The sequence below is a fragment of the Paenibacillus thalictri genome (assembly GCF_004307995.1).
Taxonomy (GTDB): Bacteria; Bacillota; Bacilli; order Paenibacillales; family NBRC-103111; genus Paenibacillus_AF; species Paenibacillus_AF thalictri.
The window spans coordinates 129101-153874 of sequence record NZ_SIRE01000014.1 but is presented as its reverse complement, the minus strand read 5'-3'; the positions used below and the strand labels follow the sequence as shown (position 1 = coordinate 153874).

19 protein-coding genes are annotated in these 24774 nt (G+C 52.1%); 2 read left to right on the top strand and 17 right to left on the bottom strand.

The features are described 5' to 3' along the window. Nucleotides 1-2: 2 nt before the first annotated feature. The 3 genes from EYB31_RS20245 to EYB31_RS20235 form a co-directional block, all read right to left on the bottom strand. Complete coding sequence (locus EYB31_RS20245) at nt 3-707, bottom strand: 4-carboxy-4-hydroxy-2-oxoadipate aldolase/oxaloacetate decarboxylase (protein WP_131015228.1); 705 nt, start codon at nt 705-707, stop codon at nt 3-5. Continuing rightward, a complete protein-coding gene (locus tag EYB31_RS20240; protein WP_170318254.1) occupies nt 707-1438 on the bottom strand; it encodes a PIG-L deacetylase family protein in 732 nt (243 codons plus the stop codon). Before EYB31_RS20240 ends, EYB31_RS20245 begins: the two co-directional genes overlap by 1 nt. A 231-nt stretch (nt 1439-1669) precedes the next feature. After that, complete coding sequence (locus tag EYB31_RS20235) at nt 1670-2650, bottom strand: catechol 2,3-dioxygenase (protein WP_240762633.1); 981 nt, start codon at nt 2648-2650, stop codon at nt 1670-1672. Nucleotides 2651-2994: 344 nt separating this feature from the next. On the opposite strand from EYB31_RS20235, the gene EYB31_RS20230 reads away from it, so the two are divergent. Continuing rightward, complete coding sequence (locus EYB31_RS20230) at nt 2995-3183, top strand: LysR family transcriptional regulator (RefSeq protein ID WP_131015227.1); 189 nt, start codon at nt 2995-2997, stop codon at nt 3181-3183. A gap of 12 nt (nt 3184-3195) precedes the next feature. Here EYB31_RS20230 and EYB31_RS20225 read toward each other — a convergent pair whose 3' ends face one another. The 3 genes from EYB31_RS20225 to EYB31_RS20215 all read right to left on the bottom strand — a co-directional run bounded on the left by EYB31_RS20225 (nt 3196) and on the right by EYB31_RS20215 (nt 8884). Continuing rightward, a complete protein-coding gene (locus EYB31_RS20225) occupies nt 3196-5508 on the bottom strand; it encodes an FAD-dependent oxidoreductase (RefSeq protein WP_131015226.1) in 2313 nt (770 codons plus the stop codon). Between the two features lie 302 nt (nt 5509-5810). Beyond that, entirely contained in the window at nt 5811-7235 is a 1425-nt protein-coding gene (locus EYB31_RS20220) for an MmgE/PrpD family protein (RefSeq protein WP_131015225.1), read from the bottom strand. A 62-nt stretch (nt 7236-7297) separates the two neighbouring features. Beyond that, nucleotides 7298-8884, bottom strand: coding sequence for an FAD-dependent oxidoreductase (locus EYB31_RS20215; protein WP_131015224.1), 1587 nt, complete (start codon nt 8882-8884; stop codon nt 7298-7300). An 82-nt stretch (nt 8885-8966) separates the two neighbouring features. On the opposite strand from EYB31_RS20215, the gene EYB31_RS20210 reads away from it, so the two are divergent. Beyond that, on the top strand, nt 8967-9884 hold the full coding sequence (locus EYB31_RS20210) for a LysR family transcriptional regulator (RefSeq protein ID WP_131015223.1): 918 nt from the start codon (nt 8967-8969) through the stop codon (nt 9882-9884). An 86-nt stretch (nt 9885-9970) separates the two neighbouring features. Here the strand turns inward: EYB31_RS20210 and EYB31_RS20205 are convergent, their stop codons facing one another. The 11 genes from EYB31_RS20205 to EYB31_RS20150 form a co-directional block, all read right to left on the bottom strand. Then, nucleotides 9971-11761, bottom strand: a complete 1791-nt coding sequence (locus EYB31_RS20205) for an alpha/beta hydrolase-fold protein (RefSeq protein ID WP_131015222.1) — start codon at nt 11759-11761, stop codon at nt 9971-9973. A gap of 161 nt (nt 11762-11922) precedes the next feature. After that, entirely contained in the window at nt 11923-13260 is a 1338-nt protein-coding gene (locus EYB31_RS20200) for an MmgE/PrpD family protein (protein ID WP_165452507.1), read from the bottom strand. 66 nt (nt 13261-13326) lie between these two features. After that, entirely contained in the window at nt 13327-14742 is a 1416-nt protein-coding gene (locus EYB31_RS20195; protein ID WP_131015220.1) for an SLC13 family permease, read from the bottom strand. A gap of 171 nt (nt 14743-14913) precedes the next feature. Further along, the gene (locus tag EYB31_RS20190; RefSeq protein ID WP_420819458.1) at nt 14914-16623 is read right to left on the bottom strand and encodes a UGSC family (seleno)protein; all 1710 of its coding nucleotides are present in this window, start codon (nt 16621-16623) and stop codon (nt 14914-14916) included. 211 nt (nt 16624-16834) lie between these two features. Further along, complete coding sequence (locus EYB31_RS20180) at nt 16835-17752, bottom strand: NAD(P)/FAD-dependent oxidoreductase (protein WP_131015217.1); 918 nt, start codon at nt 17750-17752, stop codon at nt 16835-16837. A 14-nt stretch (nt 17753-17766) separates the two neighbouring features. Then, nucleotides 17767-19005 carry an FAS1-like dehydratase domain-containing protein gene (locus EYB31_RS20175; RefSeq protein WP_131015216.1) on the bottom strand — a complete coding sequence of 413 codons (1239 nt, stop codon included), beginning with the start codon at nt 19003-19005 and terminating at the stop codon, nt 17767-17769. A gap of 91 nt (nt 19006-19096) precedes the next feature. Further along, nucleotides 19097-19882 carry an enoyl-CoA hydratase/isomerase family protein gene (locus tag EYB31_RS20170; protein ID WP_131015215.1) on the bottom strand — a complete coding sequence of 262 codons (786 nt, stop codon included), beginning with the start codon at nt 19880-19882 and terminating at the stop codon, nt 19097-19099. Nucleotides 19883-20023: 141 nt separating this feature from the next. Next, nucleotides 20024-20875 (bottom strand): 3-hydroxyacyl-CoA dehydrogenase family protein, encoded by an 852-nt coding sequence (locus EYB31_RS20165; RefSeq protein ID WP_131015214.1) that lies wholly within the window; start codon nt 20873-20875, stop codon nt 20024-20026. A gap of 19 nt (nt 20876-20894) precedes the next feature. Beyond that, entirely contained in the window at nt 20895-22100 is a 1206-nt protein-coding gene (locus EYB31_RS20160) for a thiolase family protein (protein WP_131015213.1), read from the bottom strand. A 105-nt stretch (nt 22101-22205) separates the two neighbouring features. Further along, a complete protein-coding gene (locus EYB31_RS20155) occupies nt 22206-23420 on the bottom strand; it encodes a CaiB/BaiF CoA transferase family protein (protein WP_131015212.1) in 1215 nt (404 codons plus the stop codon). Nucleotides 23421-23462: 42 nt separating this feature from the next. Next, complete coding sequence (locus EYB31_RS20150; RefSeq protein ID WP_131015211.1) at nt 23463-24671, bottom strand: CaiB/BaiF CoA transferase family protein; 1209 nt, start codon at nt 24669-24671, stop codon at nt 23463-23465. Nucleotides 24672-24774 lie beyond the last annotated feature (103 nt).

Here is a 24774-nt window from a genome sequence, read left to right as displayed (position 1 = left end):
GTTCACTCCTTTTCTAAATGAGAGAATGAGTTTTCGTAATAAACAACCTGCTCTTTATCTAGTGTGGGTCTTAGATTGTAAAAGTCTAAGCTTAATTCTCCTCTGGCAATCTTTTCTTTGGTTCCTTCTTCTTTTTGCAGGCGTTGTTTCGAAGATTCCAATGCAAACGAAATATCTTCTTTTTTCACTACCACGACGCCATCATCATCCGCCATGATCAGATCACCCGGATTCACGCCGGCTCCTCCGCAAACGGTCGGCGCATTGACCCAGCCGCCTCTGGACTTCGTAGTCCCTTGGGAGAAGATTGCTCTGGTCCATACAGGAAATCCCAGCTCGCGGATTTGGGCCGCATCGCGAATACCCGAGTCCATGATGACCCCTTGAACGCCGCGTTTCATTAATGCTGTAACGATGAGCTCCCCGATCATTCCCGCTACACCTTCGCCGACGGTAGTGATGACCAATACATCGCCAGGCTTGCAAACTTCAATCGCAGCATGAATCATTAAGTTATCGCCGGCAGGGCATACCGCCGTTACGGCCGGACCGCAAATTCGCGTTTGTTGCTGAATTGGCTTCAGACTGTAGTGCATAAGCCCGATTTTCCCCTGAGCTTCGTATACCGTTGAAACATCCAGCTCTTTAAATTGCTCAATGATATGCTGCTCCGGTCTGGCGATGTTTCTGAGCACATACTTTTCCATTAGACGAATTCGCCTCCTACGTAAGGGAAGGATCGGCTGAAGGCTTCAGCATACTGATAAGTATTGTTCCCGGAACATCTGCGGGCATGGTTGCCGCGAAGCGCAGCTTTTGCGCCGTAATAATCGATTAGATGCTTCTGCGCCTTAAAGCAATTCATCGCCGCTTGCTTCTGCTCATACGTTTCCGTAATGTCAATAATCACTTCCGGTTTGAAATCGCTAATTTCCGATTGATGTGGTTCAAAACCGAATAAGCTGGCTTGTTTCGCCGTTTTTGTGCCTTCCATTCTGACACCGTTAGAGGTGGACAGAACGCTCGCGTCAAATACGAATTTGGAGACGGCTTCATGATCCGGATTAAAAGCATCTCTTGGGCCATGCGATACAATATGATGGGGTCTGACTTCTCTGATTTTTTGAACCAAGCGGTCCATTCTTTCGGAATTGATTTCCATATGATAATCTTGGTAATCCCAGATCTCAAAGTTTTCTACTCCCAGGCATTTCGCAGCCGCTTCCACTTCACCATGACGATGGGCTTTTACATTCTCCAGCGTTTGTCCTTCAATGTTCCAAAGATCATTGGATTCCCCTCTCGCCCCATAGCTTAATATCACCAAGGACACGTTGGCGCCATGCTTAACGTATTTGGCAATCGTACCGCCGGCTCTCCAGACAAAATCCGCTGCGTGTGCGCTTACCACCAATAGATTGGTATTATGATCGATCATTTATTTTTCCTCCTCAAGGTGTCTATATAAGTTGAACCAATGATTTGGAAGCCCGTTCCGTTCGGAAAGGGATTATTTTGCCGCTTCAGACATCTTGTTTTGAATTCCTTTTATTGAATAGGCCTGCGGATGGCAGGAATTCAAAGCCAAAACTCGCCGGCAAAACAATTCCCTTTCTCCACTGCACTCAGTTCTTCCGGGATGTTCGTTTGTCCAATTTATATAGTATAGTTAATTCTGCTCTACAACCGGAGTTCCATAACTATGGAAACTGGCAACGGTTTTGTTGCCCCAAGCTTGGCCTCTTGCCCGCTCGGCCTCCGTCCATGTGATCGGCTTCCAATCAGGCGCCAGCACGTGATAACCGCCTGAACATATTTCGATGCGATTACCGCCGGGTTCATAAACGTATACAAAATACGTTTGGTTGATGGCATGTTTGCTTGGAGCAAATTCAATGAATACCCCATGCTCCACAAACAAGTCCGCCGCTCTCCAGATTCCTTCATTCGTATCTACGGAAAAGGCAATGTGATGCAAACGCCCGCGTGAACCGGTAGCATCCAAAGTATAAACAATCTCGTAGGACTTATCGTTGGCCCGATACCATACACCCGGCCGGCGTCCATTGTTTAACTTAATCTGCTCCGTTAATTGCAGCCCCAGCACATTCTCGGCGAAATCTCCATCTGTTTCCGAAGCGGAAGACAAGTAGTTAATGTGATCCAGGTGCTTAACCGCTACACCATGACCCGTAAATCTTTGGGGTTGATTTTTCAAGGCAGGCTGTAAATGCTCAGGTGGCTGATACCACTCGGTTTCATAATACAGCTCCATCAGATGACCGTCCGGACCATGGTAGCGATAGGCTTTTCCATGACCTTGATCTCCCGGGATCCACCCGATGCCTAAACCGGCCGCTTCAATTTTATGAACTCTTCTTTCCAAAGCTTGCGGACTGGCCGCTCGCAAAGCAGTATGACCTACTCCAGCTTGTGGCGATTCTGTAAGAATCAACGAATACTGCTCGTAATCTCCCCAACAACGGAGATAAGCTGAATTGCCTTGCTGAGCTACCTCTTGCATTCCTAGAACATCTTTAAAAAAAGATAAGCTTTGTTCGAATTTCGGTGTTAACAATTCTACATGCCCGAGATGAGCGATGTCACGGATAAACTCTTGCTCACTTCCCATACCACACTCTCCTTTCATGTATTAAATTAGAGCCATAGGTTGGCCTGCGCCATCTCCGCCTCTTGCCTGGATATGCCGATATATGATCCGGTTCCCCCAACATTGCGAATAATAAAGCGCTCCCAAGATACTCACCGATACCCAAACACCAACATCACATTCCGCGACATTGCCGCCTCCCTTGACAGGCTATCTGTCCGTACTCGGGGAGTTGGCGGGCAGAATATAGCCGGCACCGCAGGCCTGTACTCCGCTCAGCGGTCCTTCAGTCAATTTCATCTTACTACTCCCTGTCTTAACTTCGGAATTAACTTTATGCTAACTTATCGTTAATCAAAAGTTCACAAACGAGGTGATGTACCTTGAACGATCGCCAGCTGAAATCACTGCTTAAAGCAGTGGAATGCGGCAGCTTCAGCAAGGCGGAGGAAGCCCGCACCCAGCCGCGACCTGCCGAACATCATCAACATCTGCCCAAAAAGGGCCGTCACCTGCAACGCTTTGAACGTCACTTGCGCCAGCCCTATTGCTTATTAAAATCTTGTTCTTGAGGCGTTTACCGCTCAGGAGATCGGTGCGCCCTCGAATCGGGTTGTGCCGGTCAGGTCTATATAGTTCGGATTTCCGCCGTTTTCGGATGTGTTACCTTCAAAACGAACCCCGCTGTTTGTTACATAACCGCCGGAAGCGACAATGGCGCTAATGGCCGTACCTGTGCCGACACAGTCGCGGATGACGCACTTGTCGTCCATTCTCAGATGCGCCTTCGTTCCCACGCAGCAGATAGCTGTAGCGCCCTGATTGGCTGCATTCGCCGCATTGTCGGTTCTGTTGGAGTGGATCGTCACGTTCCTCATCTCCACCTTGCCCAGGTCGGACACGCGGATCGCCGCACGCGATGCGCCGCCCTCGCAGCCGCCGTCCAGAACGACATCGAAAAGCCGCAGGAGGCCGTCGGTAATCTGAAGCATTTCCGTTCTATCCTGTTCGCCCCGGTAAATGCGGAACGCAGGACCTCCTGTCTTGCTTTTGATGGCAAAATTGGAGTTGAAGCACATTTCCGGCACCTTGCCGTTCCGGGATACGACCGTATCCGCGATCAGCGTAATCGTGCCGCCGCCGTGGTTGTTCGCCTTGTCCACGGCCTCCTCGAGGCTCTCGTAATAGACGCCTGTAAAGTGGCAGGTTTTGCCCTCCGAGATCGCTTTTTCATCAAGAGCAGCTGTTTTGTTATTGAAAAAATCACCCTTTGAAGCTAGGTAGTCCACTCTTTCGCCACGAACCGCTGTCCCGGAAGCGCCCGAATTGTCCCAGTTTTCCAGGTTCAGCGCATGGTGCGCAGCCACACGGCCCGTGGTCAGGGCCTCAAGAATGTTGCCGTAGGTGTACAGGAAGCCGTTGAAGGAACCGCACTCGCCGCAGTTGTACAGCCGCGGGACTACTTCGTTGAACGGAGTAAGCGTCTGGCACTCCGCATTGCGTGCCGGTCCGCCCTGGGTGTTGATACAGCTGAAGCACAGCTCAACGGCATAATAAGGTCCTTCCCCGATAGGACTCATATGGGACGGGTCGCGACGGAAGTCCGTGTCCTCACCGGCTGCGCAAAGCTCGTTCCAGCGCTCGATAGTTTTACGCAGCGCTGCCGGGTCGACACCCCGAATATCTTCCGAAGGGGTATCGCATGGCCGCTTGCCCTTGATGTTGGCTGCCAACTCCTCAATGGTGTCTCCCTTGAAAATCCAGCCCTCTCTCAGCCCGCGCTCGTTGTCATTGCCCCAATCGAACAGCGGGTTGTCGGGATAACGTTCATTCCAGACACCGGCGTAAGTGTTGACGATACCGGCACGGCCCGTGCCTTTCCAAAGCGGACCGGCCCCAAACAGGTTCTTGTCGAAGACAAGGAACATCGGCAGATGCTGGTAATCAAAGGTGCGGGTGTCCACGTCCAGACCCGGATGAGCGTCATGGGCGTGAGCCCCGGTTTTATCCTCTTTGAAGAAGCGGTTGCCATTAAAGTCCACAATGACATAGTTGTACGGTCTGATGCCGTCGGTTGCGTCGGTGCTGATGGAGCAGTTCGCCATCTGCGAAGGGATCATGAAACCCAGAGAGCTGCTTTCGATGCTGGCCATGTGCCAGATACGCGCCCCGATAGCCTCCGCCATAACGATACCGTCGCCTGTATTGTGGGGAGTGCCCCACGGAAAAAAGCGGACGCCGGGGTAATTGTGATTGTTCTGCAGCTCTTTGCTGTTCTCATAACCGCCGCAACAGAGCAGTACAGCTTTTCTAGCTTTGAAATACTTCACGCCGTCAGGCGTCTCCGCCATAACGCCCAGTATCTCCTTGGTCAGCGGGTTCTGAACCAGCCGTTTCACTCCATGGCTCAAGCGAACGTCAACGCCGTATTTCCCTACGGCGGTCTCGTGCAGCTCGTCCCATAAGTACGGGCCGGTGATCTTCTCGCGACCGTTTACAAATCCGTTTTTATAATAGGAAGGGCGGCGGTGACCGTCGCCATAATGCTCCGACCAGATAAAGTTCATGCCAAACTCCTCCAGCCAGTACGGCGTGTCCTGCGCATATTGCAGCGCGGGGCGCAGCGTCTCCACAGGCGTGGCGCCATGAGAGCCGTGACGGCAAATCTCCAGCCACTCTTCCACATCAACGCCTACGGCCGTATGCACGTGACCGCCTGAAACACCGGTATTGCCTCCGTCGGGTACGGAGGACTTCTCCAGCACGATGCAGTTACTGCCGGCATGTTTTGTTGCAATTGCCGCAATGGCGCCGGCCCCACCATAACCAACGATGACAATGTCCGTCTCGTCGTCCCATCGTTCAGGCAGCCAAGATGAAAATAGTTCTTTGTTCATATTCGTTATACCTCCTATATTCCAATCTCCTCATTCATACATTACACAACAAGATTAACTCCGATCAATTCAAATAACGGAAGCCGATTGTTTCCAAAAAGGAAACATTGTCATTTCAGGCTGTTCCGGAAGAAGAAGCGCAGCAATCCGGCTACACCCTTCTTGGAGCGCCTATTACCGATGGCCCGACAATCCGCAGTTATATCCTAAAGTCATAGTCGATCAAGTATAAAGAAGTGACGAAGAACCGTCCGGTAAAAAATCTCCGGACGGTTCTTTGCTGTGCGATGAGTGTTAACAAACTACAATTTGCCGGAGAAAGCCATCAACGCGGTCAAGCTTTCGACATGATCCACATGTTCCATGGTCCAGATCGTTTTAAATATGCTGCGAATCTGCTCATCGCTCATATATGGCGCAGCCATTTTTCCGAACTTCTCTTCCAGCTCCGCATCAGAAAGAGGATCATTACCGAACCCATGCGGCACGTCAATGCGCTTCTCAAATCTGCGGCCATCCGTCATCATAATTTCCGAGATACCGGCGCGGTCTCTCTCCGGAATGCTCGGATCCGCTTCTACAGTTATCTTCTCAATCAAGTCGAGTACGACGGGATCGGTATACTTCTCCGGATCGAATGACTGCGGCCCGTAGGCCCGCTCCTTGATCGCAATGGCATTGGCGTAGAAGGCGCTATGATCGGCGCTTTCAGCGTTTCTAGGATATTTTTTGGCAAAGTAAGTCGTGTGCTTAGATTCCTTAAGACCAGCCCGAATTCGTACCGATGCAATTTGTTCCGGCGTAAGATCGTGCTCATTCACTATCGACAGGGTTGCCAATATATGTGCGATGGAGCTTATGTTTGCAGGCAGATACTTGAACTTGGTCTGGAGAATTCGCCAGCCGCTAAAGTTGGTCATGCGGTTTATATCCATATTGCCCTGCAATACAACCTGACCGATACCATTTTCTCCTTCGACGACCCGAAGCGGACCCGTAAAGCCTTTTGCGGCGAGCCGGCAGGCGATGACGGCATCATGAGCGACAAAGCCAAAACGGAAGTTTTTGGACATCGTATTTTCTTCATTATCCGTATCCAGAATGCCTAGCGGCAGGCTGTGGGATGCGCAAATACCGATCGCATTGGCGATTTGGGATTCGCTTAGTTTCATCATTTTCCCCAAAGCAGGCGGCATATTCAGTCCTCCCCTGAAATCTGGGGTCCAGCCTTTTGCACCCAGGGACTCGCCCCAGCCTTTGCCGGTGGATTCCTGAACTCTGGCACCAAGCTCATAGGAGATCACAATGGAGGTAAGCAAGTCCCGGCCGCTTGCCTTTACATGTTCAGCCGTCGCAAGGATACCCGAGATGGAATCGCTATTGTGGGCACCGCCGCCACAGTCGTTATAATCCAGGTAACGGACGAGGAAGCTGTTGAGAAGTGTTGCGTTTAATACCGTACTGCGCTTCCCAGTACCAAACAGAGTGGCTTCTTCGTTCCCTCCCAATTCCGCTACATAATCCTCCACCATCTTTCTTCCAGGAGCATCATACGCTCCTATGGCACAGCCAAGAGCATCCAATAAGCATCTTTTCGCCTGATGCACGACATCCTGGGGCAGCATCTCATAGTTAAGGCCAAGCGCATAACGTGCATATTGATGCGCAACACTTGATTGATAAAGCAATTCGAGGTTTTGCCATGCTAGGTCACGTTGTAAAGTCATTGTTTATCCTCCCGTTATAATAAAATATATATTATTAACCAAAATGATATTCGGCGAAGCTGTTACTCCCAGGGCTTCTCTCCTGCAACATTCTCTCCCGCCACTCTTCCCATGGCGATGCTTTCGGCGAGGTTGCCGCCGCCGTTGTAAAGCATCCCAAAGAAGGAGCCCAGCTCGCCGCAAGAGTACAACCGCTTGACAGGAGTCTTATCGGGACGCATAACCTGGCATTCGATATTTCTCCTTGGGCCGCCTTGCGTATTGGGTCCGCCCGGCCACAGCTTAGCAGCGTAGTACGGCCCATCATCAATCGGCTGAAGTCCGTTCTGCGGACGAAGGAAATCACGGTCTTCGCCTTCGGCGCAGAAGCCGTTGTAGCGATCGACGGTCTTGAGGAAATTGTCCACGTCAAACAGGTTGTGGGTATCCGGATCGGCGGCCAGCTTCTGGCCCAGTTCCTCGAGCGTGTCGCCTTTGATGATCCAGCCCTTGTTAATCTCCTCCATGTTGTCCTCGCTCCAGATGTAGTGGATGGGACCCATTTTGCCTTTTGGAGGATTACATGCGCCATGCTTATTGGCGATGGGACCCATTTGGCGGCGCTTCTCATCGAATACCCAGAAAGCAGGAATCCTTGGATAGCAGGTTGCATAACAATCGAAGTTCGACAGCTCATAGCCGAAAGCGTGGAGCTTGAAACGCTCGTTCGTGAAGCGGCTGCCACGCTGATCGATGAAAATACTCGCTTTCGTATGATGCTGAGTACCAAAAGCAATAGGATGTTCAGGGAACTTCATGGCGACACGGAAAGAGATGCAGTTCATATGCCAAAGGTCCGCCCCCGCTTCCTGTGCCATGGAAACTCCCTCGCCGGTGTTGGCGGGATTGCCCGTGAATTCGACAGGCAGAGGACGCAAGTAGTCGCTCTTCATTTTCTCGTTGAACTCAAAGCCGCCACAGGTTAGAACGACGCCGCGTTTGGCTTTTACTGCGAAGGGCTTTCCGTCCCGAATGCCGCGCACGCCGCGAACCTCGCCGTCTTCCAACACCAGATGCTCGATCCCGGAACCGTACATGACCGGAATGTTCCTTTTCTCCACTGCATTGGTCAAGGTTTTAAATAAAGCCGCACCGCCACGGAAACCGTCGGTCGCTTTAACCCAGAAGACGCAGATAGCTTCAGAGCCCGGGATCTCGGGAAAATCGGCGTCGTAAATGCCAACTGCGTTAGTTTCTTTATGATGCGCATGGATCATGTCCATATTTTTAAAGGTAGGGCTCATGCTTTCCACCCCTCCCATCACAGCGCCGATGGATTCCAACCAAGAGAAGTTGGTGGCCATCTGCTCGCACAGCCGGCGGATCATCGCGGACTCCTCCTCGTCAACAGATTCGTTGGCGATACGGCGGAGGTTGGTGAAATATTCAATTGCCTTTTCGGTGTCCTCGGGATTAAGGATCCCGCCGCCGCTCATGCGAGTGCTGGGAGTGTGGTTCGTGCTAGTGTCGGTATCCTGCAGCTGTTTCTCCAGGATCAACACCTTGGCGCCGGCATCGGCAGCAGATATAGCCGTTACGGCACCGGCACCGCCGTATCCTACAACGACGACATCCGCTTCATCCGTCCAATCGATTTTTTTTTTTGTCATAACTATACTTCTCCTCCTCTTTCAAAAACGTTGCTTTCTGGTTTAATATTACAACAGCTTTGCTTGATGTTTTGTATGCTTTATGCTACGTTTGTGTTTAATAAAGGTAAACACAGAGGCGGTACATATGAACCATCAGCAGCTTAAATCATTGCTTAAAATTGTGGAATGCGGCAGCTTAAGCAAGGCGGAAGAAAAGCTTTATATTACAAAGGCCGCGCTTAAAAAGCAGATTGACCGCCTTGAGCAAGAGATCGGATTTCCCCTGCTCGTGCGTACCCGCCAGGGCATTTCGCTGACCCCGGCCGGCGAGGAATTTTGCCGTGGGACCAAGAAGGTACTCGGCGATATGGATTCGGTCATCCAGCGAAGCTGGGCGCTCGCCACTCATGAGATGACCATCCGGATCGGGAATCCCCATCATCCGCGCCTGCTGCTTGAGAACGCATTCAACGAATTCTCGCGCAGGTTTCCTCATATCAAGCAGCAGGTGATACTGCAGAAGAGCAGTCATTTTGTTGAGGATATTCTTGCCGGTCACATCGACGTGGCCGAATGCACCTACCATCCCATGCTCAAAAGCCCCGGTATTCAATACACGAAGCTCTTCCCTATGTCCTATAAATGTCTCCTCGCGCCCAGCCATCCGCTGGCCGGGAGCAAAACGATCCGTCCGGAAGATCTGTCCGGCCATCGTGTCGGCCTGCTGCAGAAAGATACCGAGCTTTCGCTGCAGCTGAACGAACGCTGCCACAACCTTTCGCTGGAAATACTCACGAGAAACGAGCTGCAGGACATCATCAACATCTGCTATAATAACGGCATTTTCATTTCCAAAGCATATTTCCTCAATTCAATGCAGCCCCTGGTCGCCATCCCACTTGAGACCGATCTTGTGCCTATGGGCGGGATCATTTACCGCGAATCGCCTTCACAGGTGACCAAGCAGTTTCTCAAGGTCGTCCATGACCTTTACCCGATGGGAGGCTCCGGGCCTTGACCACGTGGGTGCTAACGGCCTAAAGGCAAAAAATAGGGCCGGAGGAAAATCCCCCTGCCCTCATGAGATTGCTTTCTACCTCAGTTTTACTTGGTATTATTTTTACCCCACAAATAATCGCGGATAAAGACGTTCTCCATGTAGGACCAGGTGTTGTCGTCATGGTTGCTGTGTCCGTCATACCAGGTAATGTTCTTTACGCCGGCAACGTCGCGCAGTCCGGTATAAGCCTTGTACGTGTGTTCGTAGCGGATGGTCTTAATGACGGGATCGGCCGTGCCTGACGGTTTTACATCGTAAGAGCCGGCGCCGATCATGACGGTTTTATCCGCAATGCTCGTATTCGCATACGGCGAGTAGTCGGCAGGAACCGCCGTGGATTCGCCGCAGCCCCAGATACCGTAATAATCAAACAGATTCGGATAATGCAGCAACGCAAAATGAGACACGGCGGCGCCTGCAGACGAGCCGGCGATGGCACGGCCGCTGGAATTTTTCACAACGTTATAGTTTTTCTCCATGAACGGAATGATGTTCTGATCGATGTTGGCCAGAACCTTCCAGTCATACCAGGACGGCCAAACCTTGTCGCTCGGCGACGCGTAGCTGTTCCAGCTGACAATGATGAATTTCTCCACATCGCCGTCCTTCATGGCATTCTCGGCGATATCAATGTGGCTTGGGCTGGAGAACAACCCCACCTCGTTGCCGCGGCCGCCGTGGGCCAGGTACAGCACCTTATACGGCTCCGCGCGTTTCGGGTCGTAGCCTGCAGGCAGGTAGATCGCCAGATTGTTCTGAGGATGATTAAATGTCGCCATCTCGTTTTCAACGACACTGTCGAAAACGTCCGGCGTGTCGTACAGCTGGAACATCTTGGTCCCCTTGAATGCAGGATCGGCGACCGGCTTCAGGTAACTCCAGTTATAGATCTGCTTCTTGGAATCGAAAGGTACATAAACCGTGCTTTTGTTCGTCTTGGTGTAGTTTATCTTGCTCGGCTCCTGATCGCTCACTGTGGAGGTGTAAACCTCCTCGTTGTTCATTGGATCGTAGAGCTTCTTGCCGTCCACCACGTAGCTATAGCTGTAAGCGCCGGATGGCAGAGGCATACTGATGATCCACTTGCCGCTGAGCTGATCCTTCTCCATGTCAAAGGTGTAATCACCGAAGTGGTCCATGTTCGGGGTCCACTCGTATGGAGTGAAGGTGGGGAAGTCGACAGGACCCCGGCCTTTGATGACGGGCACGAAACTAAAGGCGCCGGAGAGCTTCACGGTTGACGCTTTGTCGTTATCGTACACGAAAGTAACGGTGTATCCGGTAGGAGAATTATCGTCTGCTGCAACAACGGCGCCTGGCTTTAAGCCGGCATGAGTAACGATACTGGCTGTTTTGGAATAGCTGTTATATCCAACGCCAAAACCGACAAGCTTGCTCACATCGCGCAGTCTGAAATAGTTATTTCCGCCAAGGCTGTAGGCGCTTATGTCAGCCTTTTTGCCGTCAACGTAAAGACTCCAGCCGCTTTCATTTACGGAGTTCGGTGCAGCGGTAGTGCCAGTAGGCTGATTATTCGCTGGAGTGTAAGCCTTGCCGGTAGTGAGATCCACCCTGCGGGCCGCATCGTCGGAACTGATCGCAAATTGATAGTCAGTGCCGGTTACAGCCGCTGCCAGATCGCTAAGCTTGAAGTAGTTGTCGCCGTTAATCTTATACGCCGCTGCGGATGCTTTGCTTCCGTCAACAGTAATTGTATCGTCTGTGGGCTGAGCTTGTACCGGTGCTGCGGCTGATACCGGTACAGCCACCGTAAGAACCATGGCCACGCTTAAAAGAGATGATGACAGATTTCTAATTAACAGTAGTTTTTTCATAGATCAATACCCCCTACTTTTAATTGTTCAAGCGGTCACATCACCGGCTTTGTCCTAAATCCACAGCTGCTCTTTCATTTGCAGGTGATGCAATGCTGAGCACGATTGTAAACAAACTATTCCACACAATTCGCAATTGAAATCGGTTACAAAAATGGGTGTCAGCAGATGAGACTGATCAGATCTGTCACGTCTTCGCAATGCTCGAATAATTCGACCGTCGCGATGACCTTCGCGATCTTGTCCTCAGCCAGTCCGACGCAACGCGCGTTTTCCGCGAATTTGACGTAAGTTTCCCGGGCGGATAGCTGCTTCCGGTCCGAGGCATCCAGCCGCTTGGAAATAACCCGGCCATCCTGAAGCCGGATATCGATGGTCACAAAACGCGATTCGCCCTGCAGCCTTCTCGGCTTGCCCGCGCATTCAGGATGCCAGCTCACCCGGATCTTGCCCATCAGCTCGTGTACTTCGGAGCGGTTGAACTTCGTATCGGTAAAGGTATCCAAATCGACGATACCGTCGATCAGGCAGCTGGCGATGTTGTAATTCATGCTGAACCGGCCTTCCGTAGCTGTTCTCGGGTTAACGCGAAACGCAGGTCCGGGAGGCATCATGGATGTGGCGACGGCAATCTCCGTGATCTGCTGCACCGGAATTTCCTGCTCGGCCAGCAAATCGTACAAAGCGCTCAACACCTCGTAGTTGCCGCCGCAGCAAGCCCACTGCTTGAAATGTCCTCTCTCCGCAGCGAGTGCCAAAGGCTTGCCGAAGTTCTCGGTCAACTGCTTGATCGATGCTTCTTCTTGTCCGTAAACGTAATAGAAGCCCTTGCTCTCTTCGAAAATATGAGGATCGCCAGTGCAGCCTTCTCGCGCCAGATGAGCCGCCAGCAAGCCGCTTTCAGCCGCTCGCCCGACTTGAATAGGCTTTGCGTCCGTACCCCAATGCTGTATAAGACCGGAGCTCATTGAAGTCGCGATAGACAACGCCATCGTTGTTTTTTGTACGTCCAGGCCCATCAGTTTGGCCGATACGGCGGCCGAGCAGATCGCTCCCAGTAGGGAGGTTGCATGGAAGCCGGCGCCGAACTGGAGATCGCCCAAGCTGTTCCGCAGCTTGGCGCCGAGCTCATAGCCAACTGCGTAGGCCTCGATAATCCGTTTACCGGATAGTTTGTATAATTCCCCCAGCGCCAGAGCGGGGGGGATCATAACGGCGGCGGGATGTCCAAGAGAACCGCCGTTATCATAGTCCATAGAGTGCGTGCAGAAAGAATTGATCAATGCGACGTTAGTCAGCGAGGTACGTTCAGCCATTCCCCAAATACGCGCTTCAGGTTCTCCGCCCCGGCAGCCGGCCACTTTCATCATCGCCTTCGCTGCCGGTTCCTTTGCGCCCAGCAGCGCTGCACCGAGGGTGTCGATAATTGCGGCCTTGGCTTGTTCAATACCCCTCTCAGAAATCGAATCATAGTTGAAATTTATGATAAGTTTTGCCACTTTCTCTGTCGTTATCATTGATTTTCCCCTTTTTTTCGTGCCATGGATGATTTCAATTCACGAGTTTTAATGCGCGAAAATATTCCACAAGCCAAGCAGTGCACCCAGTCCGCACATAATACCTACCACGAACATCATGCCGAACTGACGCGTAATCATGCGTTCCTTCAATGCCTCAGGCGTAAAGGCAATAAACTTGGAGCCTGCATCGCCGAAAGGTGAAATGGAGCCGACGCCGTCCGCACCGATGACAATTGCCGCGTAGAGGCTGACTGGATCGATCCCCAGCGCGGTGCTCAGCGCCGGTACCATCGTGAACAATAGCGGTGCGACCACAAAAGTGGCACTGCCGAAGATACATAGAACGCCAGCAAGAACGCTGAGGGCCGGGGCAACCAGGAACTTTGGAATATGCGCGCCCTTGAAGAAGGCTACCAAAATATCGATCAAGCCTGCTTTTGTGGCAATCCCGATCAGGAAAGTCACGCCGACGATCATCAGAATGGCGCTAATCGGCAGCCTATCGATGACCTTTTTTTGGTCGGCCAGCTTCATAATGCTAGCGAAAACCGCTGCGATCAGCAGGACGGACTGCGGCTTAATCAGCTGGAGCAGATGCTTGAAAAATTCGCCGCTAGGATGAAGCCAAACATTCAGAAGGCTTGGAACCACCATAACTATGCAGGAAATGAGAATCAGAGTAAGCGTTTTCTTTTGTACTGGATTAAGGTCTGCCGGTTTCTCAATCATAAATTCGGCTGCCGCTGGGCTTTCCTCTACAGCAAGGCTCCCTTGGTTTTTCTTGTTCCATTTCTTCTTAAAGATTTGATAGAACACAAAGAAAATCGTGATGAAGAGAAGCTGCTTAAATATAAACGTCATCCAAATTTTCATATATGTCGGAAACGCAGTAGCTGCTCCCGCCGCCCCAGCGTTCTTTTCTACCAAGCCAAGAAAAATGGCGCCCGAACCTGTCCAAGGATTATACCCTGCGGTAATGTAGCCCATAGCGATCGACAGGACGATCAACATCGGATCAACTCGTGCTTTTGTGCCAATAAGGTAAGCGAGCGGGGTTAGAATAACGATCGTTGCCGGACCGGCACCCAGAAACCCTAAAATCATAGCCATAAAAAAGATCAGAAAAGGGATATAATTCATATTTTTCCGAAATTTCCACAGCAGCTTGTCGCCTAACACTTTCATCGTACCGTTCTCCGCCGCGAACCCGAACAACAAGCTGGCGCCGATCAAGAAAGATACGATCGTATCCGGCCAATAGCCGTAAATTTTATCAAATGTTTCTCCCTGCATCATACAGCCGATTATAAATGCGAAACCCATGGTCAGAAAACCAAGGTTGATTTTCCATTTGAAGGTAACGGTAATGCTGACCACGATTGCAAACAGACAACTCCATAATACTAAAGCGTTGCTCACTGTTGTTTCCTCCTGATAGTAACAATGATGTAAGGTATTCATAACACCGATTGAAAGCGTTTACACATAGTTTATACAACGGTGATAGGTATGCCGCTAACCGCGAACATGACAGCTGAACATGTCCACGGCGGCGTAAGGAAGACAAGCTGCCGGCGACAACGGCCTGCAGCTTTTCCTCATTCCGGCATTCCCATACTTCTTTGCGTTACGTTATTTATTTTTTGCAGCTTTCAGCAGTTGTTCCCAGTTTGCCGGCAGTTCGATCTTTTTGCTTGTCGGCGGACCTATAAATCCGTTTTGGGCACAAACGAGAACGTGGTCTCGACCCGGGTCGCCACTCACAACAATCTGGATATCCTCAGGACAAGCAAGCATCTGAACTAAGCGGTCATCGCTGATATCATGGGAAGTGCCCAGTTGCTCCGGGTAATTGCCATCATCGATACCCTTATGGAAGCGTTCGGCCAATCTTCCTCTCAAGTTGCTCAGTCTGAACTTGGCATTTTCATAGAAATGCTGCTTCACCATTTCCTTCGTATAGCCTTCTCTCACCAATGATTCCACAATGAGAGGCGTCAAGACAATCATCGGCTTTGTACGATCTCCTCTAAAGAAGAACTGAATAAACATATGATTGTCGGCCATACGTTTCTCGATGTGCTGGAGAATCTCTTCTGCGGTTGGCCATCCGACCTCTATGGCCTGGGTTCTTTCCGTACAGGTGGTTATCGTGATAACGTTATCCCCCGCCTTGAAGCCCCGATCTACGCTGTAAGGTTCCCAGCCCAGCTTGGCAACGGCATCCTCGTTTTCTGCCAGGACCATCCTGAAATTATCTCCATAGCAGCCCTTATCCGTCTTGTGAGGCAGGAAGCCCGCTATATTCCGCAGGTACATGCGGAAGAAACGGCCCACGCTCGTGTTGGCCTGGAATCCAGGGCGCAGCACCCCTTGCGTGTAGTTGAAGCCCAACTGCTTGATGATCGTGCCGTTCAAGACCATCAGCACCTCTGTGCCAGGCGTATGACCAAGACTATCCTGTGTAAATGCGGGGTCACACAACGCCTCGACAATACCGATGAGCACAGGCATATACTCCGGCCGGCAGCCGCACATCACGCCGGTGACGGCAATATTCCATATCGTTGCCTCGCGGTTTTCAGGCTTCAGAATGCCTATGATCTCATCAGGAGAACGATCGGTGAATTTGAGGAACTGTTCCACCTTCTCTACCGTAGGCGGTACGATCGGCAGACCGTCGCTCCATTCACGCTCTAAGAAAAACTCATTGACTTCTTCAAAACTACCCGAGAAAATGGTGTCTCTTTTTCCCGGTATTCTGACTGGTTTGGCGTCAGCCGGCTGTACCGTTAAACCTTTGATGACCTGGTCAACCATGAGCTCGGCGGCATTTTTATATACTTCTTCATTCGGCGTCGTATTGACATGTCCCGGATGAACGGCATAAGGCAGATTAGGATAACCTTCTGCTTTCGCGTTAAAACGACCTGCCGTATGGAATCCGTCACAGCACAAAGTGACTGTGGGAATTCCCAGTTTTTCAACGATTATGCTTACCCGCGTCACGGCGGATATACAGCTCCCTCAACATCCGACGCCGCAAATGACGGCGTCAACACCAAATTCCTTTAATTTTTGCGGAAGCTCCGCCAATACCTCTTTTTCATGCGGTCCGTGGATTTCGCCGAATTCTCTCCAACTGATAAACTTGACTCCTGGGTATCGCTTCGGCAGTTCCTCTTCGAACGCTTCGCACATAATGTCGCCTTTGAAAACCCAGTCCCATAATTCGGCGACGACTTTGCCCTCCAGCGTATCCAGGCGTTTTGCCAGCTTCCCGCCGGACACTGTGCTCTTGGCGCTAGGCCACACAACATCATACACATTGGAATTTTCCATTGGAATCCTCCTTATCATATTGGCTAACACTTTGCTAATACTTAAAATCTAACACGTAATCTCAAGGCTTGCTTATATAGGGAACTGTGCACCCCTTTATGCAGGATGAAATCGATTGCAACCGGGGACACAGCTTCTATAGCGTGCAGCGGACTGAAAAAAAATATGCCTCCGGCCGCGATGTCCGGTTCGCGGTCGGGGTTATCATAATTTAGAGAGAATTGATATACTGTCCAATCGCCATCGCAGCGGTTACGCCGTCGCCGACCGAAGTCGCGATCTGTGCCGGCGAGTTTACGCGCACGTCTCCGGCTGCGTAAATCCCCGGAATCGCAGTCTCCATATTCTCGTTGACAGGAATCAAGCCGCCGGGACCAAGCTCCAGGCTATCCTCCAGAAACTGCGTATTCGGCACCATGCCGATGCGAATATAAATGCCGGCCACTTCCAGACGGCTCTTCGTTCCTGTAGCTGTATCCTCATAATCAACGCCAGTGACCCAATCGTCGCCAACGATGCTCTCGATTTTGATGCCGCACTTGATTTCGATGTTCGGGTTGGCCTCGGCCCGATCAAGCAGCACCTTGGAGGCTCTCGGCAGTGAACGCCCGAGAATCGTTACTTTACAGCCGAGCTTCGCGAGATATAAGGCATCGGTTAATGCACTGTCTCCCGCTCCCGCTACGACAACCGGTTTACCGGCGGACTGTGCCCCGTCGCAGGTGGCGCAGTAGAACACACCTCTGTTCGCCAATTTTTCTTCGCCCGGCACTTTCAGTTTCTTGGTATGCGAGCCGGTAGCCAGGATGACACCCTTGCAGGTAAGCGTCTGGTCGTCAGTTCGAACCGTTTTGATTCCTGATTTGCTTTTAATGGCTGTAACTTCGCCAATCTCGACTTCTGCACCCGCATTGGATGCTTGCTCCAGCATCGCAGAAGCGAGATCCGGACCCATTACGCCGTTAGCAAATCCCGGATAGTTCTCGATCAACTGGATGTTCATCAGCTCTCCGCCCATGGTCTTTTTCTCCATGATAAGGGTACTGAATCCTGCACGGCTTGTGTATATGCCAGCCGCGAGCCCGGCCGATCCGGACCCGATAATAATCACGTCATAATCTGTGTACATGGTTATCCTCCTTATCAAAGCGGTCTATCGTATTCAGCCTTGGAGACGAGTTTAATAATGTAATCCGACTTGGTGTGGACAAGGCCTTCCTGATTCTCACCCCATACAGCCAGTTCGATCAGGTGTTCACCGTTCTCGACGAACTTTCTGGTGACTTTACCTTTGACAAAGGTCATGTCTCCGAAGAATACCATACGTCTAGCCTGAGAATCTACGGATTTTACAAAACCATCATCTCCCATCCAATCCGTTGCGGCATGAACAAGCATCATTTCGTTCTGAATGCCGGCCGAATTGGCGAATGGATATCCCAGTACGCGAGCCGCCTGATCCGTATAATGCCAGTCACGGCGTAGGAAATATTCGCCCGTTTCCGGATCGATCGGGTGCGTATTCAGGTGGTTTCTCATAACAGCCCACTTGATCGCATAAGCGTAGGAGTAGCAGCTTACCGTAGTACGAGCGCAAGCGTCAGCTACGTCAACAGGCCCCTTGATCACTGTCGGGATTTCTTCACCCTCTACAACATCTTCCCAGTAGCGGGTCTTGGCACCGCGGCGGTTAACACCGGCGAGCTGGTCATCATAGCTTTGATGGATCATATCAAGCTCATCTTTGCTGTAATGATGGCGTACTTTGTCCTGGTACATCTTATTTTCTTTGGCTTTGTTTCCTCTTACGCTAGGAGGCGTCGCCATGTAGATGTTGCGGTGGATCGCAATCGCAGCCACTTCATCTCTTTGGTTGACAAAGTAACGAGGGACGCTCTCTATGAACATACGATAGTTTTTGCCTGTAACTTCTTTCTCTACGAATCCTTCGTATTTATCATAAATCGAGAATGTGTCGCCCGGGCGAATCGGTCTGTTGTAAATATGCTTATTGCCGCCGGCCAGGCGGGCGATGCCAGGCAATCTCAGACGGCCGCCGAACGCGGAACCAAATGCGATGCATGACTCATAAGTAGGAGGTGCGATAATGCCGCCCCAACGGGTGCCGGCCGCATAACTAGGATCGCGCCAGAAAGGGTTAGGGTCGCCGATCGCATCGGCATAATGCCGGATGAGGTCCTCGGTCACCAGCTTGTTGTTGATGCCCCGTGTATACTCTTCCTCCATAATCGCGTGAGCAGGGGGAGGGAGCAGAATTTCGCCGCGGCCATCGTTAAATTCGGCAATACGCTCGTCCAGCCTCTTGTTCCATTCTTCGTCGCTTAATGTTTCCCAGTCCAATTTTGTAGAATCTACTGACATTACTTTTATCTCCCTTCAGCTGACGTTCCTGCAGTAATATATCCCGATCGGACGGCAACGTTTTCTTTACCGCTTGCCATCCCGCGTTAACTTAACGCCCCTGCCATTCAGGCTGACGTTTCTCTAGAAAAGCCGCTACTCCCTCAGCCTTGTCGCTACTTCCCGAGACAATCGCGAACAACCGATTCTCGAACTCCAGCGCCGCTGCAAGGCTCATATCGGAGCCGTAGTCGACCGCATCCTTGGCCGCTCTCAGCGCAAGCGGCGGCTTGGAAGCCAACTTCTTCGCCAACGTTCTGGCTTCATCCATCAGCTGATCTGCCGGCACGATCCGGTTGACCAAACCGATCCGGTGAGCTTCCTGCGCATCGATCAAATCTCCCGTAAGTACAAGCTCCATCGCCTTGCCTTTGCCGACCAGACGGGTCAGCCGCTGCGTACCTCCCAGCCCCGGAATAATCCCAAGGTTAATCTCAGGCTGGCCGAACCGCGCCGTGTCAGCTGCAATTCTGAGCGTACAGGCGAGAGCGAGCTCGCATCCGCCTCCCAAGGCGAAACCGTTTACAGCAGCGATGCTTGGTTTGGACAAGTGCTCCAGACGCGATAATACCGCACGGCGCAGACGGCTGTTCGGTCCCAGCTCCGACAGCGTGTCGCGGGCGGCCACCTCGTTAATGTCAGCGCCGGCGACAAACGCACGTTCTCCCGCCCCCGTCAAAATCAGCACCTTCACTTCCGCATCCGACTCTGCCTGATCTATTGCATGTCCGAGTTCGGCCATCAATGCCTGAGTAAGCGCATTTCGCAGCTCGGGGCGGTTGACGGTGATCGTCGCGATCTCCTCGCTTTTCTCGTATAAAAGAAACTGGTAGTCCATCTATCTCGCACCTACTTCAGTGTTAATAACGAGCTTATGTTTATGCATTTAGCTTACTACTCCAGAGCCTCACAGCGGAATCAGCTTTACGCTAACACTTTGTTAATCAAAAGTTCACAATGAAAAATGGCGCTGTCCGGCTTACTTCTTCGGATAGCTGTAAAAGCCTTGGCCGGTTTTACGGCCAAGCTTGCCTTCTTCCACCATACGGCGCAAAATTTCCGGCGGCTCCATGGCCGGATCTCCGGTCTTCTCATAGATGGAGGACGTCGCGTAGTAGGTGACGTCCAGCCCCACCATGTCCTGAAGCTCGAGAGGCCCCAAGGGGTGGCCGAGACCCAGCTTTGCCGCCGTATCGATGTCCTCCGGCGTGGCGATGCCCTTCTCCACCATCCGCATCGCGTTCAGCCTGAACGGATACTGCAAGTAGTTAACGACGAAACCCGGGGAGTCCGGCGCCTGAATTGTTACTTTGCCGAGCGATTCAGCAAACGCATGGGCCCGCTCCACAAGCTCCGGCCGCACCATCTCGGTACGCACGATCTCCACCAGCTTCATAGCCGGCACAGGATTAAAGAAATGGATGCCGACAAGCCGGGAAGGATCCTTCATGCCGGCAGCGATTTCCGCTAGGGAGAGGCTGGACGTGTTCGTACCTAAGAGGCAGTCCTCGCTTACGATTTGTTCAAGCTGCGTGAACACGCTCCGCTTGATCTCCACCTTCTCGACCACAGCCTCTATGATCACGTTGCGATCAGCAAGCTCCGAGAGGTCGGAGGTATATCGGATCGCGGCAAGCGTCCGGTCCATCTCCTCCTGCGGCAGCTTGCCGCTGTCCACACGTTTCCGGAGAGATGCTTCAATGGACTGCCGAGCTTTTTCCAGCTGAGCTTCCGCAACATCGAACAGAATTACGTCATAGCCGTTCTGGGCGCCGGTCTGACCGATACCGTTGCCCATATTGCCGCTGCCTACTACGCCAAGCTTTATCATTGCTGTGACTTCCTTTCATCTATTCTCTGAGCTCAAACGCCAATGACATGCCGAGCCCGCCTGCTACGCAGATCGTAGCGAGGCCGTGTTTCGTACCGCGGCGGCGCATTTCATGGAGCAGCGTTGTACAAATCCGCGCTCCGGAGCTGCCGAGCGGATGCCCTAATGCAATCGCCCCGCCGTTCACGTTTACGATCTCCGGATCCAGTCCCAGCTCGCGAACACAAGCTACGGACTGCGCCGCAAAGGCCTCGTTGATCTCCACTAAGCCGAAGTCTTCCAGCTTCAAGCCCGTCTGCGGCGTAAGGCGGCTCATCAGCTTCCGTGTAGCGTCTACAGGTCCCATCCCCATATAACGAGGGTCCACACCGGCCGCTGCCCCGCCAAGAACGGCCGCCATCGGCTTGACGCCGAGCTCTGCAGCTTTTTCCGCGCTCATAAGCACCATCCCTACCGCGCCGTCGTTGCGGCCCGAGGCGTTGCCCGCGGTGGTGACACCGCCTTCAAAGATAGGACGAAGTTTCGCCATCTTCTCCAGGCTGGTGTCCCGCTTAGGATATTCGTCAGTATCGAACTGAAAGAAAGCGCCCTTCCGCAGAGGCACATCCACTGCCACCAGCTCGTCCTGGAAACGGCCGGAGTCAATGGCCGCAACTGCCTTATGCTGGCTTGCCAAGGCAAATGCGTCGCAGTCCTCCCGGGTAACTCCGTATTTTGCCGCCACGTTATCGGCGGTCTGAATCATATTAAACGTCCCGTATAAGGAGGCCGGCTGGCTTTGCGGCTGGCTCTCCACATTAGGGTCCACGAAAATCCCGTTGCCGTGTCCGACGCCAAAACGCGCTTCGCGCACGTAAAACGGCGCCGTACTCATGCTCTCTACGCCTCCGACGAGCACCACGTCGGAGTAACCGCACTGAATTTGCTGTACCGCGTTGAGAATCGCCTGCATACTGGAGGCGCACTGGCGGTGCACCGTGTAGGCGGGAGTGGAATCCGGAATGTGAATCGCGAGAGCGGACACCCGGGCGATGTTCGGCGCATCCGCGGTCTGCTTGGTCTGCCCGACGATGACCTCGTCGATAATATCTTTGCTAACGCCGGCCCGCTCAATTGCGGCTTCCAGCGCTACGGAGAGAATATCCTCCGGCTGCATGCTTTTAAGAACCCCGCCAATCGAACCGATAGGCGTCCTGGCCGCGGATACAACGACTACTTCTTTCATGCCGATTCCTCCTAAGAGTTTTTTGCGCCAGCAAAAAACTGGCTTCGTAAGCATTCGCTTTGAGTTTTTTTGCGCCAGCAAAAACTGGCTTCGTAAGCATCTTCCTTAATAAATAACTTTTTCGTCGACCAGCTTCTGTATCTCTTCCTTGGACATGCCGAGCAGGGAACTAAATACCTCTTCATTGTGTTCGCCTAGCAGCGGAGAAGCTTTGCTAATCGTGGCAGGCGTCTCCGAGAGCTTCCACGGCGGAGTGATCACTTTCTTCTTGCCCATCACCGGATGCTCGACCTCGATAATTTTGCCGCGCGCCTTGACATGCGGATCGGACAGGATTTGCTCGGCGTTAAACGACGGCGTAGCCGCGACTCCGGCACTTTGCAGCCGTGTCATCACTTCATAATCCGTGCAGTTGATCGTCCACGCTGCGATATATTCGTCCAGCTGATGGCGATTTTTCCAACGGCTGTACACATCGGCAAATGCTTCGTCTTGGGCCCATTCAGGGTTGCCCATCGCACCGCACAGCGCCTTCCACTCTTCATCCGTCGCCACGGCAATGCTGATCCACTTGTCGTCGCCCTTGCAGCGATAGCAATTATGGGGCGCCATGATGGAATCCTGATTGCCGCGGCGGTTCGGCGAACGCTTATTCATCGTATATTCCATCAGCTCAGGACCGATGAGAGAGCTGATGCATTCGGAAGAAGAAAGATCGATATACTGGCCTTCCCCTGTCTTCTGACGGTGCAACAGAGCTGCGAGAATGGCGAATGCCGACATCGTACCGACTCTAAGGTCCATGACGCCGCTCATCGTATTCGGTTCGCCGCCCTCATATCCAGTCAAATAAGCCAATCCGCCAATGGCGGCAAATATCGGAGCATAACCGGCATATTCGCCGTATGGTCCCGACGAGCCGAATCCCGATGACGAGATCATGATGATATTGGGTTTGATTTTCACAAGATCCTTGTATCCGAGCCCTAATTTATCCATAACCCCGGGACGCATGTTCTCGATAACGATGTCGCTCTCCGCGACGATCTTCTTTGCCAGTTCGACAGCTTCCGGGTTTTTAAGATCAAGCGAGACGCTCTTTTTGTTCAGGTTCGCATTGTTGAAGATCGGCGAGGCGTTAAAACCCTCGAAATCTTCACCCGTCGTAATCGTTCCCTGCCGTGTTTGGTCTACGCGCTGTCTGCTTTCAATCTTGATTACATCTGCTCCAAGAAAAGAGAGCAGTAACGTGGCATACGGTCCAGCCCATACCCAACTGAAATCAGCGACTCTTATTCCTTTCAAAGCAACATGGTTCATCTGCAAATTCCTCCTTCGCTCGAAAGCCAGTTGAAAACAGGTTTAGATGACGCCGGCCTCTCTGAATTTAGCCAGGTCTTCCTTGGAGTATCCAAGGCGATTGCCGTACACTTCCTCATTGTGCTGACCCAACAGCGGAGCGCCATGGTTGTGACGCGGAGCGGTCTTGGAGAGCTTGAAAGGCAGCCCGGGGTACATTAATGCGCCGCTTGCCGGATGGTCGATCTCTACATAAAAATCGCGAGCTTTCGTTTGCGGTGAATTGAACACCTGCTCCGCCGAACAAATGGGTGCGCAGGCCGTGCCTTTTTCTTGAATTTTGCTGAAGAGCTCCTCACTGTCATATTTAGCCGCTTCTTCGCTGAGGCATGCAGTAAGCGCCTCGAAGTTGGCTTCTCTCTTCTTATGGTTGCTGAACTTCTCATCCTTGGCCCATTCCGGATTGCCCATCGCTTCAACCAATCCGTTCCACTGCTTATCCGGATGCACGACGACTTTCACATAACCGCCGTCGCGGCAGAGCAAAAGCGTATCGCGGAGACGATTGATTTTCACGCGAGTAGGGCTTTTTCCAAGCTCATAGTAGCGGACGATGTTCATTCTCTCGAGTGCCATCTCCGCTTCTTGCTTGGATATGTCGATGTACTGTCCGGTTCCCCCGGCATTGCGCCAGTAAAGCGCTCCCAAAATACTTACAGATGCGCAGACGCCGGCATCGCATTCCGCGACCATGCCGCCCCCCTTGACAGGTTCCCTGTCTGCATTCGGCGAGTTGGCCGGCAGCACATAGCCGGCGCCGCTAGCGTGGTAGACATTGACGTCATAAGCTTTATAGTCACGATAAGGTCCGTCCTGGCCAAACGGGGTAATGGATGCCATAATTAAAGAAGGGTTCAATTGCTTAAGAACTTCATAGCCCAGTCCCAGCTTGGCCATCTCTCCCGGCGCTCTGTCTTCAATTAGAATATCCGCGTCCGTTACCAGCTTTTTGAACATAACGCGTCCCGTCGGCGAGTTCAGATTGAGGGTAACGCCAAGCTTGTTGGTATTATGGTAAAGAAAGAGGCCCGAAAGCTCAGGATCAGGCTTATCGTCTAAGAAAGGCCCCTTCTTTCTCGCTTCGTCACCTTCCGGTTTTTCGACCTTGATCACTTCAGCGCCGAGGTCGGCAAACAGTTTTGCGCAATAAGACCCTGCTACAGAACTGCAGTATTCGACCAGTTTCACTCCGCTCAGCGGTCCTTCTGCCATCTACGCTCACTCCTATTTTCTTCATCTTGGTATGTTATTTTAAACTAGCCCCGAATCACGGGGGCTTACTTGCCGCGCCGGAACGTTCTTTCCTGCATTGCGT

Excerpts from the sequence above, each read along its gene's own strand:
- EYB31_RS20240 (WP_170318254.1), bottom strand. The coding sequence starts at position 1,438 with ATGATCGATCATAATACCAATCTATTGGTGGTAAGCGCACACGCAGCG.
- EYB31_RS20235 (WP_240762633.1), bottom strand. The coding sequence starts at position 2,650 with ATGAAAGGAGAGTGTGGTATGGGAAGTGAGCAAGAGTTTATCCGTGAC.
- EYB31_RS20210 (WP_131015223.1), top strand. The coding sequence starts at position 8,967 with ATGCTACGTTTGTGTTTAATAAAGGTAAACACAGAGGCGGTACATATG.
- EYB31_RS20160 (WP_131015213.1), bottom strand. The coding sequence starts at position 22,100 with ATGAAAGAAGTAGTCGTTGTATCCGCGGCCAGGACGCCTATCGGTTCG.
- EYB31_RS20155 (WP_131015212.1), bottom strand. The coding sequence starts at position 23,420 with ATGAACCATGTTGCTTTGAAAGGAATAAGAGTCGCTGATTTCAGTTGG.
- EYB31_RS20165 (WP_131015214.1), bottom strand. The coding sequence starts at position 20,875 with ATGATAAAGCTTGGCGTAGTAGGCAGCGGCAATATGGGCAACGGTATC.
- EYB31_RS20245 (WP_131015228.1), bottom strand. The coding sequence starts at position 707 with ATGGAAAAGTATGTGCTCAGAAACATCGCCAGACCGGAGCAGCATATC.
- EYB31_RS20215 (WP_131015224.1), bottom strand. The coding sequence starts at position 8,884 with ATGACAAAAAAAAAAATCGATTGGACGGATGAAGCGGATGTCGTCGTT.
- EYB31_RS20195 (WP_131015220.1), bottom strand. The coding sequence starts at position 14,742 with ATGAATACCTTACATCATTGTTACTATCAGGAGGAAACAACAGTGAGC.
- EYB31_RS20225 (WP_131015226.1), bottom strand. The coding sequence starts at position 5,508 with ATGAACAAAGAACTATTTTCATCTTGGCTGCCTGAACGATGGGACGAC.
- EYB31_RS20205 (WP_131015222.1), bottom strand. The coding sequence starts at position 11,761 with ATGAAAAAACTACTGTTAATTAGAAATCTGTCATCATCTCTTTTAAGC.
- EYB31_RS20150 (WP_131015211.1), bottom strand. The coding sequence starts at position 24,671 with ATGGCAGAAGGACCGCTGAGCGGAGTGAAACTGGTCGAATACTGCAGT.
- EYB31_RS20220 (WP_131015225.1), bottom strand. The coding sequence starts at position 7,235 with ATGACTTTACAACGTGACCTAGCATGGCAAAACCTCGAATTGCTTTAT.
- EYB31_RS20170 (WP_131015215.1), bottom strand. The coding sequence starts at position 19,882 with ATGGACTACCAGTTTCTTTTATACGAGAAAAGCGAGGAGATCGCGACG.
- EYB31_RS20180 (WP_131015217.1), bottom strand. The coding sequence starts at position 17,752 with ATGTACACAGATTATGACGTGATTATTATCGGGTCCGGATCGGCCGGG.
- EYB31_RS20175 (WP_131015216.1), bottom strand. The coding sequence starts at position 19,005 with ATGTCAGTAGATTCTACAAAATTGGACTGGGAAACATTAAGCGACGAA.